This is a genomic window from Bordetella ansorpii (assembly GCF_900078705.1).
Classification (GTDB): Bacteria; Pseudomonadota; Gammaproteobacteria; order Burkholderiales; family Burkholderiaceae_B; genus Bordetella; species Bordetella ansorpii_A.
On the sequence record NZ_FKIF01000010.1, the window covers coordinates 174,337 to 188,150 of the forward strand.

The following is a 13,814-nucleotide window of genomic DNA, read 5'->3' on the forward strand; positions in this document are numbered from 1 at the left end:
GGCGATGAAGCCGAATGGCGCCTTGGCGCCAAGCGCGCACCGGGGTGCGCGCCACGCGGCCCGGCGAACCGGACCGCTGCCGGTATCAGGCCAGCGCCTTGACGGCGGCCGACAGGCGGCTCTTGTGGCGAGCGGCCTTGTTCTTGTGGATGATGTTCTTGTCAGCCACGCGATCGATGATGCTGGTGGCTTTTTGCAGCGTTTCAGCGGCGGCAGCCTTGTCGCCAGTGGCGATCGACTGGCGAACGCGCTTGATGGCGGTGCGCAGCATGGAGCGCAGGCTGGAGTTGTGCTTGTTGCGATCAACCGATTGACGGGCGCGCTTGCGTGCTTGGGCGGTATTGGCCATAAGGAATAGGACTCTTACTTGATGACTAGGTTCGGGTCTGGCTGGGGGCTTTACCTTCGGCTCCGAGTTTTTATTCCTGGATTCAGGCGTTATTTATCTCGTATCCGGACCTGTCTGTCGACCGGAGCCGCCGGGAATGGCATGGGTATGAAGGCATACCCGCGCGCAGTGCCAGCCTGTGAATTCGGCAAAGTCCAAGATTGTATCAGCTTTGCCTGCGATTGCAAGGGAAACAGCTTTGTGATGGGGGGCGTGGCGCGTTTGCCGCATCCCGGATCCGGCCGCTGGTTCTGCCCGGGGCCGCCGGCCGCCGATCAGGTGCTCAGCACGTTGATGGAGACGAACCAGGGCGTCAGGCGCGAGACCTGGATGGGCATGCTGCTTTCCAGGGCGCGCAGGGCGGCATCGGAGTCGTCCAGCGGATAAGTGCCGCGCACCGGCAGGCCACCCGCCGCCATGGACACGCGCAGCGTGCCTTGTCGATAGGGGCGCAAGGCTGCCACGATCTCGGCCAGGGGCCGGTCGTGTGCTTCGATCCAGCCATGTTCCCAGGCCGCGTCGGGCACCAGGTCGGAGCGGGGCACGCCAATGCGGGCGTTGTCGAAACGAGTGCCGGTGCCGGAAGGCACCGCCATGCGCGAACCCGCCATGGTCTCGACTTCGACCTCGTGCTCGTGCGCCACGACCAGCGTGCGGCGCGCCTGCTGGCGAACCATGTAACGCGTGCCGAGCGAACGCACCACGCCTTCGGCGGTACGCACCAGGAACGGGCGGGTGGGGTCGGCCTGCACGTCTACCGAAATGGCGCCTTCGAGCAGGTGCAGCATGCGGTAGGTGGGTGTGTATTCGAGGTCGACCCGGCTGCGGGCATCCAGCAGCAGCTGGCTGCCGTCCGCCAGCATGTAACGGCGGCGTTCGCCGGTTTGCGTGGCGGCGTCGGACGTCAGTCCATTGAGCGGGTAATAGGCATTGCCCACGTAGGCAGCGCCGACGGCGCAGACGCCCAGGGCCAGCGCGCCGCCCACGAAATGGCGGCGGCCCAGCGACACCGACACGCTGGCCGCGGCTGCCGCGGCGGCGGGCATCGAGGGGATGTCGGGGGAGGCGACGACGTCGCCTTCGTAGCCGGAGGGGTAGTTGTCGCCAAGGCGGCCCAGCGTGGCGCTGTTCAGGGTGCCGGTGAGCTGCTGCCAGGCGCTCTCGTGGAGAGGGTTGCCGTCGCGCCAGGCCAGGAAGTTGGCATAGTCCTTCGGGGTTGCCCGGCCCGAGCGCAGCAGCACGAGCCAAGTCACGACCTGGTCGGACAAGGGGGGCTGGGGGCTGGCGCTGAATTCGGGTTCCACGCTTGAGCCTGAAGGGACCTGGGTTGCGAGCAACACAATTGCCTAATCGTGAAAATCCGTCTGCTTTCTTTGCAGAAGGTGAGTAAATACGTAACTTTACGAAAATTTACCTTAAAGCAACGGCAATTGTCGACCCCGGAAGCCAGGATTTGGCCCCCAATTGGACGAAATAACGAGATTTATTCGATTCAGGGCTGGGCTGCGCGCCGGCCGAAGTCGCGCGGACGGAATCCGCAGGCGAACAGGGCGCCGAAATAGGCGAAGCCGCAGGCCGCCAGGACGCCGGCCAGACAGGCGGCGCGCAACCCCGGGTGGGCTTGCAGGGCGATCCAATCGATGTGCGCGCCGGCATACAGCAGCACCGCGGCCAGGGCGGCCAGGGCGGGCAGCATGCGCAGCAGGAAACGGCCCCAGCCCGGCGCCGGGTGGTAGACGCCGCGGCGGCGCAGGCCCGCCAGCAGTGAGACGGCGTTGATGCATGCGCCCAGGCCGATGGCCAGCGCCAGTCCGGCGTGGGCGAGGACCGGCACCAGCAACGCGTTCAGCAACTGGGTCAGCACCAGCACCATGATGGCGATCTTGACCGGTGTCCGGATGTCCTGCCGGGCATAGAACCCGGGGGCCAGGATCTTCACGGCAAGCAGGCCGATCAGGCCCACCGAATAGGCCACCACCGCCAGGCGGGTCTGCTGCACGTCGTGCGCCTGGAAGGCGCCGTAGTGGAACAGGGTGGCCACCAGTCCGTCGGACAGCAGCATCATCCCCAGGCTGGACGGCAGGCCCAGCAGGAGAACCAGGCGCAGGCCCCAGTCCAGCAGGCCGCTGTAACCGGCCTGGTCGGCGCGCGCATGCGCCGCCGACAGGCTGGGCAGCAGCACGGTGCCCAGGGCCACGCCCAGCAAGGACGTGGGAAATTCCATCAGGCGGTCGGCGAACGACAGCCAGGTGACGCTGCCGGGCGTCAGCCAGGTCGCGATGTTGGTGTTGATCAGCAGCGAAATCTGCGCCACCGACACGCCCAGCGTGGCGGGCGCCATCTGCTTCAGGATGCGCTTGACGGTGGGGTCGCTCCAGGCGGCGCGCGGGCTGGCCGAGGCGCGCGGGGCCATGCCCAGCCGGACCAGTGCGATCCACTGCACCGCCAATTGCGCCACTCCGCCGATCATGACGCCGATGGCCAGGCCGTAGATCGGGGTCTCCAGGCGCGGCGACAGCCAGATGCAGGCGCCGATCATGCTCAGGTTCAGCAGCACCGGCGTGAAGGCCGGCACGGCGAAGCGGCGCCAGGTGTTCAGCACGCCGGACGCGAAGGCGATCAGCGACATGCAGACGATGTAGGGGAACATGATCCGCGTCATCGTCACCGCGCTGTCGAATTCGCCGCCGCTGTCTTTCAGCCCGCTGGCCATCAGGGTGACGATGACCGGGGCGGCGAGGATGCCGATCACGGTCAGCAGCATCAGCGCGACGGTCAGCAGGATCGCCACGCGGTCGAGCAACTGGCGGACGTCTTCTTCGCCGCGGTCGTTGCGCACGGCGCCCAGGATGGGCACGAAAGCCTGCGCGAAGGCGCCTTCGGCGAACAGCCGGCGCAGCAGATTGGGAATGCGGAACGCGATCCAGAACGCGTCCGTCAGGGGGCCGGCGCCGAACGCGCGCGCAACCAGGATGTCCCGGACCAGCCCGGTGATGCGCGACAGCAGCGTGAAGCCGCTGATGGTGGCGGCCGATCGGAACAAAGCCATGTGGAATTCTTGGAGGACGCGGCGGCGGGCGCCGCCGCGTTTGCAGCGGTGTGCTTACTTGGGCGGCATGCGGATCGCGCCGTCCAGGCGGATCGTTTCGCCGTTCAGCATCTCGTTGGTGACGATGCTGTGGACCAGTTTGGCGTAGTCCTCGGGGCGGCCCAGGCGGGCGGGGAAGGGGATGCTGGCGGCCAGCGAATCCTGGACTTCCTGCGGCATGCCGAAGATCATGGGCGTGCCGAAGATGCCCGGGGCGATGGTCATGCAGCGGATGCCGACCTTGGACAGGTCGCGGGCGATGGGCAGCGTCATGCCGGCCACGCCGGCCTTGGAGGCGGCGTAGGCGGCCTGGCCGATCTGGCCGTCGAACGCGGCCACCGAGGCCGTGTTGATCAGCACGCCGCGCTCGCCGGTGGGCTCGGGCTCGTTGGCGCTCATGGCTTCGGCGGCCAGGCGCATCATGTTGAAGCTGCCGATCAGGTTGATCGAGATGACTTTCTGGAACAGGTCCAGCGCGTGCGCGCCGTTCTTGCCCACGATCTTGGCCGCCGGGGCGACGCCCGCGCAGTTCACCAGGCCGAACAGCGCGCCCAGCGACTTGGCCTCGGCCACGACGCGCTGGCCGTCGGCTTCCTGCGTGACGTCGCAGTGCACGTAGCGCTGGCCGAGTTCCTTGGCCAGGGCCTGGCCGGGCTCGTCCTGCAGGTCGGCGATGACGACCTTGGCGCCGTGCTCGGTCAGCATGCGCGCGGTGCCCGCGCCCAGGCCCGACGCGCCGCCGGTCACGATAAATACCTTGTTCGCGATTTCCATGTCTACTCTCCCGCTCTCGCGGCTTGGGGATTCAGGTGCGGCCCGGGCCACGGGCAGATGGCGCGCGTGGCCCGCGTCGTCAGTGCTGCAGGGCTTGCGCCAGGCGCGACTTGATCTCTTCGACCGAACCCACGCCCGAAATCTTGCGGTACCGGGGGGCGACGGACGCATCCTGCTGGGCCCAGCCGGCGTAGTAGTCGACCAGCGGGCGGGTCTGCTGCTGGTAGACCGACAGGCGGTGGCGCACGGTTTCCTCGCGGTCGTCGTCGCGCTGCACCAGCGGTTCGCCGGTGGCGTCGTCCTGGCCTTCGACCTTGGGCGGATTGAAGCGCACGTGGTAGGTGCGGCCGCTGGCGGGATGCACGCGGCGGCCGCTCATGCGTTCGATGATGTCCGAGTCGGGAACTTCGATCTCGACGACGAAGTCCAACTTCACTCCCGCGCTTTTCAGCGCGTCGGCCTGCGGGATGGTGCGGGGAAAGCCGTCGAACAGGTAGCCCTTGGCGCAATCGTCCTGCTTGAGGCGGTCCTGGACGAGGCCGATGATGATTTCGTCCGATACCAGGCCGCCCGCGTCCATGACCTTCTTGGCTTCGATGCCCAGGGGCGTGCCGGCCTTCACGGCGGCACGCAGCATGTCGCCCGTCGAGATCTGCGGAATGCCGTAATGCTGGGTCAGGAAGGCGGCCTGGGTGCCTTTGCCGGCGCCAGGAGGTCCGAGCAGGATGAGACGCATAGATGCTCCAGAAGAATGTTTAGTTTTTGTGGTCGGGGGCGATTATGCCGCAATGCAGCATGTGCTGCCGGGCGCGAGGAAAAGACCTCTTATAACCGATTATCCGCGAACCACGCGCGCACGCGTTCGAGGTCGGCGGGCGTGTCCACGCCGGCTGCTGGCGGCTGGCTGGCGCGATGCACGACGATGCTGTGGCCGTGCTCGAGCGCGCGCAGTTGCTCGAGCGATTCGAAGCGCTCGAGCGCGCCTTGCGGCAGCGTGGGAAAACGCCGCAGGAACGACACCCGGTAGGCGTACAGGCCGATGTGGTGCCATGCGGGCAGGCCTGGGGCGAGCACCCGCCCCCCGCCGGCCAGCGCGTCGCGCGCCCACGGAATGGGCGCACGCGAAAAGTACAGGGCCCGGTCGTCGGCGGCGTGGACGACCTTGACGACATTCGGGTTGAACAGCGCATCGGCGTCGGCCAGCGGGCAGGCGCAGGTGGCGATGTCGGCATCGGGCGCGGCCAGCAGCTTGGCGGCCACGGCATCGATGAGCTCGGGTTCGATCAGCGGCTCGTCGCCCTGCACGTTGACCACGACGGCATCGTCGGGCAGGCCGAGCTGCCGCACGGCCTCGGACAGGCGGTCGGTGCCGGTGGCGTGGTCGGCGCGCGTCAGCAGGGCGGAATGGCCGTGCGACTCGGCGGCCTGGAGCACGCGGGTGTCATCGGTGGCGACGTGCACGGCGCTGGCGCCGGACAGCCTGGCCCGTTCGGCCACGCGCACCACCATGGGCTTGCCGGCGATGTCGGCGAGCGGTTTGTCGGGCAGGCGGGTGGACGCGGCGCGCGCGGGGATCAGGACCAGAAAGCTCATGGCTCAGCTGGCGGCGGCCTGGGCGGGATCGAGGTCGCGCGCCTCGGATTCGAGCATGACGGGAATGCCGTCGCGCACGGGGAAGGCAAGGCGGTCGGCCTTGCAGATCAGTTCGGCGTTCGGGCGGTCGTAGTCGAGCCGGCCTTTGCACAGCGGGCACACGAGGATGTCGAGCAGGCGGGATTCCATGCCGCGATTCTAGAACAGAACGCGGTAACGGGCGATGGTCCGAATGTCGCACCCTTGGCGCCTTGGCGCGAGGCGGCCGCGGGTGTCCCGCCGGCCCGCGGGGGCATCGCGGCGGACGGCGGCGGACCTGCGCCGCCTGCCGTGCCGGTCAATCGTCGTTCTTGCGGTCTTCCCGGTTCTTGCGGATCAAGCGCAGCGTTTCGAGGTTGTTGCGCGCGGTCTCGGCGGAGATCCGGCCGCGCTCGGCGTTGAGCAGTTGCTCGTGATCCCGCCGTTGCTGCTGTTGCAGCATGCAGCGCGTGTACCCGGCGGAGCCGGGCTGGGCGCCGTAGTCGGCGCAGGTGCCGCGGTCCTGGTCCAGGTCCGCCCGGCGCTGCTCGCCGGCGGACACGCAGCCCGCCATCATCGCGGTGGCGAGCGAGGCGGCGGCGGCCGACAGGCAGAGGCGGGCGATCGTCTTCGAGGGAAATGTCTTCATGCGTTTCATCCTTCCAGGAGGTTGTGGTTCCGGAGCCGATCCTCGACCGGCCCCGCCCGATGGGCGTCGGCGCCCACCTATAGGCATGCGTGGAAACGGGAGCCACGCGGCCTGATCCATGCCCGGCGTGGCATTGCCACGCGTCGGATTGCAATGCGCCGTGCATGGGGCTGGAAGACAGGCACGGCGCTCAGGCGCAGGGGGGCGAGGCGGTGGGGGCCAAGGCCTCGCCGTCGGCGAGCGGATCGCAGATCGGCAGCGTGCAGGCGGCGCGGATGGCGCGCGCCTGCTGGTCGATGGCTTCCTGCAGCGAGAACTGCCGGCCCTGCTTGATGGCGGCGAAACTGACGGTTTCGTCGACCACCCGGATCGCCGCCATGACCGTGGCGGCGCACAACCGGACCTCGGCCTCATCGCCCGAGCGCCGCAGCCGGTCGGCGATGACGCCCGCCAGGGCTTCCTCGCCGGCCTGCGCGGCCATCAGCCACGCCGATCGAAGCGCGGGCTCTTCCGGCAGCATCGCGACCAGTTGCACGGCCAGGAGGCCATCGGCCGCGTGCTGCGGATCGCCTACCTCCCGGGCCACGCAGTGCCGCAGGTGTGCCTCGATCGAGACATTGCGCGGCCACTGCCGCAGCATGGCGATGAACCGCAGCGAGGTCGCCTGGAACAACGGCTCCACGCAGCTTTCCTTGTTGCGGAAGTAGCGCCATACCGTCCGTTTCGACAGGCCCGCCGCCTCCGCAATGTCGTCGCCGCTGGTGCCGGCGACCCCGTGCTTCAGGAAGAGCCGCCCGGCATGCCGGGAAACCTCCAGCTTTGCATCGTCCTTGCTTGCGTTCATGAATCTGCTCGCCTTGTCACTTAGTGACAGGTTGATCGTATGGTATGTCACTAAGTGACAGTCGGTCAAGCGTGCGGATCGTTCCCTCTCCGTGCGCAGGAATGCGATTTTGCTCGAATGGCCGCGTTTCGACGGCGATGCCCGCACCCGAACGCGCGCCCGGCGGCCTGGCGGCGGGGCGATCGGCAAGAGGGGATGCCGGATGGGAACGGCGCATGACGGTGGTGCCCAGGCCGATCGCCGGCGGGCATGGCGCCGCGCTCAGGGGCGCTTCGCGGCGTCCAGGGCTGTGGACAGCCAGCCGGCGAAGTCGCCCGAGAACCGCGCGGCGACCCGCACCTCCCACAGGCGAGGCTCGTCCAGCGCCGCGCATTTGATGGCGTCCTTGGCGGTGACCAGGATGTGTTCGCCCGGCAGGTCGCCGAAGGGCGAACGGGCGTAGTCGTAGTGATCGGGCAGGGACAGTTCGGCGGCGGGCTCGATGCCCGCCTCGCGCAGGGTCTGGAAGAAGCGTTGCGGGTTGCCGATGCCCGCCGCCGCGGCGACGCGGCCGGCCTGCGGCGGCTGCGCGAACCACGCCAGCGGCTGCTGCCGGCCATCCGTCAACCGCCAGGCGCCGACCGGAGCCAGGCGCATGCGGAAATGACGCGGCGCGGTCGCGGCGCCGGCGGGCGCGCCATCGGCGGCGGCGTTGGTGATGACCGCATCGACCTCGCCCAGCCGCGAGGCGGGTTCGCGCAGGGGGCCGGCGGGCAGCAGCCGGCCGTTGCCCGTGCCGCGCTCGTCCTGCACCACGATCTCTATGTCGCGGGCCAGTTGCAGGTGCTGCAGGCCATCGTCGGAGACGATCACGTCGAGCTCGGGGTGGGCCTGCAGCAGCGCCTGCGCGGCCAGCGCGCGCTTGGGATGCACGGCCACGGGGGCGTTCGAGGCGCGGGCGATCAGGGCGGGCTCGTCGCCGAATTCGCGGGGCGACAAGGCGCCCTGGCCGACGCGCGGCGTGGCGCCCGGTTCGACGCCGTAGCCGCGGCTGACCACGCCGGGCGTCCAGCCCCGGGCGCGCAACCCCTCGACGGCGGCGATCACCACCGGCGTCTTGCCGGTGCCGCCGACGTACAGGTTGCCCACGACCACGACGGGCACCGGGGCGCGCCAGGCCTGCCGGCGGCCTGCGCGGTAGTCGTCCCGCTTGCGGCGCACGGCGCGGGCCGTGAGGGCCGAAAGCGGCGTCAGCAGCGTGGACAGCCAGCCGCCGTGGCGCCACTGCCGGTGCAGGAAGGCCAGCAGGAAGGAGGAGGTGTTCACCGCGCGGTCTGGGCGGCGAAGTTGACGCGTCCGATTCCGGCCTGGCGCGCCGCTTCCATGACATTGACCACGGATTGGTGCGTGGCCTGGGCGTCGGCGTTGATGACCAGCACGGCCTCGGACTTGCCCTGCGCGGCCTGCGCCAGGGCGGCGGCGATGCCGGCCGGGGTGGATGCGTCCATCAGCACGCCGTTCAGCGCGTAATGGCCGTCCTGGCTGATGGCGACCTCGATGGCGGCGGGCGCCTCTTGCTCGGCCGCGGCCTGCGGCAGCGTGATCTTGAGCTGGGTGTAGCGCGCGAACGAGGTGGTGGCCGCCAGGAAGATCAGTATCACCAGCAGCACGTCGATGAGCGGGATCAGGTTGATGTCCAGCTCGTCGCGTCCCGGATCCCGTCCGCCGCGGAAGTTCATGCGCGGGCCTCCGCGGCGCGGGCGGTCGGCTCCGCGGCCACGTGGCGCGCCAGGCGGCCGGCCATCTGCTCGAGGGCGGCCAGATAGCCGTCGACCCGGGCGCGCAGGGCGCGGTGGGCGATCATGGCCGGGATGGCGATCAGGATGCCGAAACCGGTGTTGTACAGGGCAACCGAGATGCCATGCGCCAGTTGCGCCGGGTCGCTGCTGGTCGGCGAATAGGCGCCGAAGATCTCGATCATGCCGACGACCGTGCCGAACAGGCCCATCAGCGGCGCCACCATGGCGATGGTGCCCAGGGCGGGAAGGTAGCGGTTCAGGTCGTGCGCCACGGCGCGGCCGGCGTCTTCCACCGCGGCCCGCAGTTCGGGGCGCGGCAGGTGGCGCTGGCGCAGCACTTCCGCCAGCACGCGGCCCTGCGGCGAATTGCGTTCCAGCCGCGTCAAGGCTTCGGGCGTGTCCTGGCGGGTGCGCAGCATTTCGGCGACCTGCTCGTTCAGGCCGCGGGGCAGGACCAGGCTGCGGCGCAGCGACAGCAGGCGTTCGACGATGAGGGCCAGGCCCAGGACCGAGGTGGCCAGCAGGGGCCAGATCGGCCAGCCCGCGGCTTGGATGATGGCTAGCAAGACGGTGCTCCGGGAGGGGCGGGGCGCGTTGGCCGCCGCTTCAGGGCGAGACTGTAACGGCGCAATCCGGCCGTGACAAGCCGGGCCAGTTATCCACAGAATCTGTGGATAATCCTGTGTAGAAATCGGCGGAAAGCCCGTCCTGCATTGGTTCCCCGGTTGATCGGTCAAATGACGGTCAATTGTGTATCTGATGTTTATCCATAAAAATCATGGGCTTATATCGAATTTATTGGCTTTGCGAGGCGCGCTTGCATGCTTTGGGCTTTGCTGTATCATTCAGCCCCGCTTCATGCGGCCTGTGGACATATATTCCCCGGAAAGCCTCATGACAACTGGAGTTTCCGTCATGAACGACGTATTCGCGCGGGATATTCTTACCGTTGCCCAGTTGAACCAGGCCGTGGGCCAGTTGCTGGAGCGCAGCATCCCGGCCATCTGGGTGCGCGGCGAGGTCTCCAACTTCACCCAGGCCGCCTCCGGCCACTGGTACTTCACCCTGAAGGACAGCCGCGCCGCCGTGCGCGCCGTCATGTTCCGCAGCCGCGCCAGCCTGGTCGGTTTCGTGCCCAGGCCGGGCGACCAGGTCGAGGTGCGGGCGCGCGTGTCGCTGTACGAGGCCCGTGGCGACTTCCAGTTGCAGGCCGACGGCATGCGCCGCGCCGGCGTCGGCAACCTGTACGAAACCTTCCTGCGATTGAAGGCGCAACTGGCCGAGGAAGGCCTGTTCGACCCTGAACGCAAGCGCCAGCCCGTTCGCCTGCCGCGCGCCATCGGCGTGATCACCTCCCTGCATGCCGCCGCCTTGCGCGATGTGCTGTCCGCCCTGGCGCGCCGCGCGCCGCAAGTCCCCCTCATCATCTATCCGGCGCCGGTGCAGGGCGCCGACGCCGCGCCGCGCCTGGCCGCGCAGGTGGTCCGCGCCAATGCCCGCGCCGAGGTCGACACGCTGCTGCTGGTGCGCGGTGGCGGCAGCATCGAAGACCTCTGGAGCTTCAACGATGAAACGCTGGCCCGCCAGGTGGCCGCCAGCGAGATTCCCGTGATCAGCGGGGTGGGGCACGAGACGGATTTCACGATCGTCGACTTCGTGGCCGACGTGCGGGCGCCCACGCCCACCGCGGCGGCCGAACTGGCCTGCGTGCCGCGCGCCGACCTGTTGCGCGCCGTGCGGCAGGAAGCCCAGGCATTGGTCCGCGCGCAGCGCCGCGCCCTGGACCAGGCCGCGCAGCGGCTGGATCGCGCCGCGGCCGCCATGGTGTCGCCGGCGCAGCGCCTGGCGCACCAGCGCGAACGCCTGGCCTCGCTGCGCCACCGGCTGCTGGCCGCCTGGCGCGCGCCGCAGGCCCGGCGCAGCGCGCGCGTCGAACTGCTGGCGCAGCGCCTGGTCCACCGTGCCCCGCGCACCGCGCCGGCGCAGCAGGGGGTGCGGACGCTGGCCGAGCAACTGCGCCGCGCCCATGCGCGCCTGCTGGCCGCGCGCCGCGCGGCATTGCAGGGCGCCGCCGCGCAACTGCGCGCCTTCGATCCGCAGCACACCCTGGCGCGCGGCTACGCCATCGTGCGCGACGCCGAAGGCGCCATCGTGCGCGACGCGGCGCGACTGGCTCCCGGCCAGCGGCTCGACCTGAGCCTGGCGCGGGGCGGCGCCACGGTCGACGTCGCGCAAGTCCGCGAGCAGGACGACTGAGCGAAAACGAATGAGTCGCAACACGCCCGTTCCGGGCGTATCGTGTTGCTTCTCTTAACCCCATGTTGCCTCGGGGTTAGGCCGGTTGGCCCCTCGACAGCCGATACAATGTCCTGGCTTGATCGCGTAGACCCAACCAAGAAGGAACCGACACATGGCACATACTCTTCCCCCCCTGCCTTACGACATGGACGCCCTGGCTCCCCACATCTCGAAAGAGACGCTGGAGTTCCACTACGGCAAGCACCACCAGACGTATGTCACCAACCTGAACAACCTGATCCCGGGCACCGAGTTCGAAAACGCCTCGCTGGAAGACATCGTCAAGAAGTCCTCGGGCGGTGTGTTCAACAACGCGGCCCAGATCTGGAACCACACCTTCTACTGGAACAGCCTGTCGCCCAAGGGCGGCGGCGAGCCCACCGGCGCGCTGGCGGATGCCATCAAGGCCAAGTGGGGCGGTTTCGACGCCTTCAAGGACGCCTTCAACAAGTCGGCCGCCGGCAACTTCGGTTCGGGCTGGACCTGGCTGGTGAAGAAGGCCGACGGCTCGGTGGACATCGTCAACACCAGCAACGCCGCCACCCCCCTGACCACCGCCGACGTGCCGCTGCTGACCTGTGATGTGTGGGAACACGCCTACTACATCGACTACCGCAACGCCCGTCCCAAGTACCTGGAAAACTTCTGGGCGCTGGTGAACTGGGAGTTCGCGGCCAAGAACTTCGGCTGATCCCCGCCGGGCCCCGTGGTCCGGGGTTCGAGCCCGATGCTTGAAACAAGCCCTCCCGCGTGGGGGGCTTGTGCTTTCTGGTGCTTGTAAGCTGTCATGGCGTAACCTGTCAGGTTTGACCGAGCAGTCCTACCCGAGACTTCCCCACGCCGCTCATGGCCGATCTTCCGCCCACCACTCCCACCTCCACTCACTCTCCGGCATCGCGCCTGCGCCTGGCGGCGCGGCGCAAGTGGCGGCAGACACGGCGGCTGTCGCGCAAGAGCCTGTACCTGGGCCTGCCCCTGGGCGGCGCCGCGCTGGTGGCGCTGGTATCGCTGGGCTTCGCGCGCCTGGCCGACGCGGCGCTGGAGTGGAACCGGCAGTGGACGGCCAGCCACGGCTGGCTGGCCTTCATCGTGCTGCCGGCCGCGCTGGGGGGGCTGCGCTGGCTGACGCAGCGCGTGGCGCCCAATGCCAGCGGCAGCGGCATCCCGCAGGTCATCGGCGCGCTGTCGCTGCCCGCGGGGCCCGCCCAGACGAACCTGGTGTCCATCCGGCAGACCCTCTGGAAGATTCCGCTGACCTTCGCGGGCATGCTGGCCGGGGCGTCGGTTGGCCGGGAAGGGCCGTCGGTGCAGGTGGGCGCGGCGGTGATGCTGGCCTGGGGCCGCCTGTGGGAGCGCCTGGGCGCGCCGATGCAGGGCCTGCGGCACCGTGAACTGATCGCCGCCGGCGCCGCCGGCGGCCTGGCGGCGGCCTTCAATGCGCCGCTGGCCGGGGTGGTGTTCGCCATCGAGGAACTGGGCCGGGGCACGTCGCTGCGCTGGCAGCGGCTGGTGCTGATCGGCGTGCTGGCCTCGGGTTTCATGGTGGTGGCGCTGGCGGGCAACAATCCTTATTTCGGCCAGTTCACCGGGCAGGCCTCCGGCTCCGACATGCTGCTGTGGGTCCTGCTGTGCGGCCTGGTCAACGGCGTGCTGGGCGGCGTATTCGCGCGGCTGCTGGGCAAGGGCCTGCCGGGCGTGGCGCCCCTGGCGTGGCGCGATCGGCTGCGGCGCCATCCCGTGCTGGCCGCGGCGGGCCTGGGCCTGTTCCTCGCCTGCCTGGGCATGCTGACGGGCGGGGCGGTGTACGGCACCGGCTACGAGACCGCCGCCGGCCTGCTGGCCGGAGACGCGGCGCCCGCCCCGGGTTTCGGGCTGGCCAAGCTGGCCGCCACGGTGGCGTCGTATTGGGCCGGCATCCCGGGCGGCATCTTCACCCCGGCATTGACCACGGGCGCGGGCATCGGACACGAGCTGTGGCAATGGACGGGCGGGGCGCTCGACGAGCGCCTGATCGTGCTGTTGTCGATGGCGGCCTTCCTGGCCGCCGCCACCCAGGCGCCGCTGACCGCCAGCGTGGTGGTGATGGAGATGACGGGCAGCCAGCCCCTGTTGTTCTGGCTGCTGGCGGCGTCGCTCAGCGCTTCCGTGGTGGCGCGCCAGTTCTGCCCGCAGCCGTTCTACCATCTGGCGGCGGGACGTTTCCGGCGCCAGGCCACGCTGGATGCCGCGCGTAGCGCGCGAGCGGCCGCCGGCTGATTTCGTCCGTCTCGTGAACGCAATGGCTGTCCATCTAGTGGACTCCATTGCCTTGCCGCCGTTGGCTGTTCCTGCCCTGCGATACCATCGATGGCTGTCAGAATTTTTCCTAAACAGACGAGACGAGA

Annotated in this window: 15 protein-coding genes; 3 read left to right on the forward strand and 12 right to left on the reverse strand. The window is 69.2% G+C overall.

Translation table 11 applies throughout. The features are described 5' to 3' along the window. Positions 1-85 precede the first annotated feature (85 nt). The 12 genes from rpsT to A6745_RS25340 form a co-directional block, all read right to left on the reverse strand. Positions 86-349, reverse strand: a complete 264-nt coding sequence (gene rpsT / locus A6745_RS25285; protein WP_066133630.1) for a 30S ribosomal protein S20 — start codon at positions 347-349, stop codon at positions 86-88. Between the two features lie 314 nt (positions 350-663). Beyond that, complete coding sequence (locus A6745_RS25290; protein ID WP_231886089.1) at positions 664-1,692, reverse strand: FecR domain-containing protein; 1,029 nt, start codon at positions 1,690-1,692, stop codon at positions 664-666. A 188-nt stretch (positions 1,693-1,880) separates the two neighbouring features. Continuing rightward, positions 1,881-3,437, reverse strand: a complete 1,557-nt coding sequence (murJ, locus tag A6745_RS25295) for a murein biosynthesis integral membrane protein MurJ (protein WP_066133635.1) — start codon at positions 3,435-3,437, stop codon at positions 1,881-1,883. 54 nt (positions 3,438-3,491) lie between these two features. After that, entirely contained in the window at positions 3,492-4,250 is a 759-nt protein-coding gene (locus A6745_RS25300) for a 3-hydroxyacyl-CoA dehydrogenase (RefSeq protein ID WP_066133637.1), read from the reverse strand. A gap of 79 nt (positions 4,251-4,329) precedes the next feature. Next, on the reverse strand, positions 4,330-4,986 hold the full coding sequence (adk, locus tag A6745_RS25305) for an adenylate kinase (RefSeq protein WP_066133640.1): 657 nt from the start codon (positions 4,984-4,986) through the stop codon (positions 4,330-4,332). An 89-nt stretch (positions 4,987-5,075) separates the two neighbouring features. Further along, positions 5,076-5,843 carry a 3-deoxy-manno-octulosonate cytidylyltransferase gene (gene kdsB, locus A6745_RS25310; RefSeq protein ID WP_066133643.1) on the reverse strand — a complete coding sequence of 256 codons (768 nt, stop codon included), beginning with the start codon at positions 5,841-5,843 and terminating at the stop codon, positions 5,076-5,078. 3 nt (positions 5,844-5,846) lie between these two features. Beyond that, positions 5,847-6,032, reverse strand: coding sequence for a Trm112 family protein (locus A6745_RS25315; RefSeq protein WP_066133644.1), 186 nt, complete (start codon positions 6,030-6,032; stop codon positions 5,847-5,849). A gap of 148 nt (positions 6,033-6,180) precedes the next feature. After that, entirely contained in the window at positions 6,181-6,510 is a 330-nt protein-coding gene (locus tag A6745_RS25320) for a hypothetical protein (protein WP_066133647.1), read from the reverse strand. Between the two features lie 190 nt (positions 6,511-6,700). Next, a complete protein-coding gene (locus A6745_RS25325) occupies positions 6,701-7,354 on the reverse strand; it encodes a TetR/AcrR family transcriptional regulator (protein WP_066133650.1) in 654 nt (217 codons plus the stop codon). A 261-nt stretch (positions 7,355-7,615) separates the two neighbouring features. Beyond that, a complete protein-coding gene (gene lpxK, locus A6745_RS25330) occupies positions 7,616-8,659 on the reverse strand; it encodes a tetraacyldisaccharide 4'-kinase (RefSeq protein ID WP_066133653.1) in 1,044 nt (347 codons plus the stop codon). Beyond that, positions 8,656-9,072, reverse strand: coding sequence for an ExbD/TolR family protein (locus A6745_RS25335; RefSeq protein WP_066133656.1), 417 nt, complete (start codon positions 9,070-9,072; stop codon positions 8,656-8,658). The genes lpxK and A6745_RS25335 overlap by 4 nt, the downstream gene beginning before the upstream one ends. After that, a complete protein-coding gene (locus A6745_RS25340) occupies positions 9,069-9,698 on the reverse strand; it encodes a MotA/TolQ/ExbB proton channel family protein (protein WP_066133659.1) in 630 nt (209 codons plus the stop codon). Before A6745_RS25340 ends, A6745_RS25335 begins: the two co-directional genes overlap by 4 nt. A 328-nt stretch (positions 9,699-10,026) precedes the next feature. Between A6745_RS25340 and xseA the strand changes: the two genes are divergently transcribed. From xseA to A6745_RS25355, 3 genes are all read left to right on the forward strand, one after another. Beyond that, complete coding sequence (xseA, locus tag A6745_RS25345; protein WP_066133662.1) at positions 10,027-11,388, forward strand: exodeoxyribonuclease VII large subunit; 1,362 nt, start codon at positions 10,027-10,029, stop codon at positions 11,386-11,388. 154 nt (positions 11,389-11,542) lie between these two features. Continuing rightward, entirely contained in the window at positions 11,543-12,121 is a 579-nt protein-coding gene (gene sodB, locus A6745_RS25350; protein WP_066133666.1) for a superoxide dismutase [Fe], read from the forward strand. Between the two features lie 155 nt (positions 12,122-12,276). After that, on the forward strand, positions 12,277-13,686 hold the full coding sequence (locus tag A6745_RS25355; RefSeq protein WP_066133669.1) for a chloride channel protein: 1,410 nt from the start codon (positions 12,277-12,279) through the stop codon (positions 13,684-13,686). Positions 13,687-13,814 lie beyond the last annotated feature (128 nt).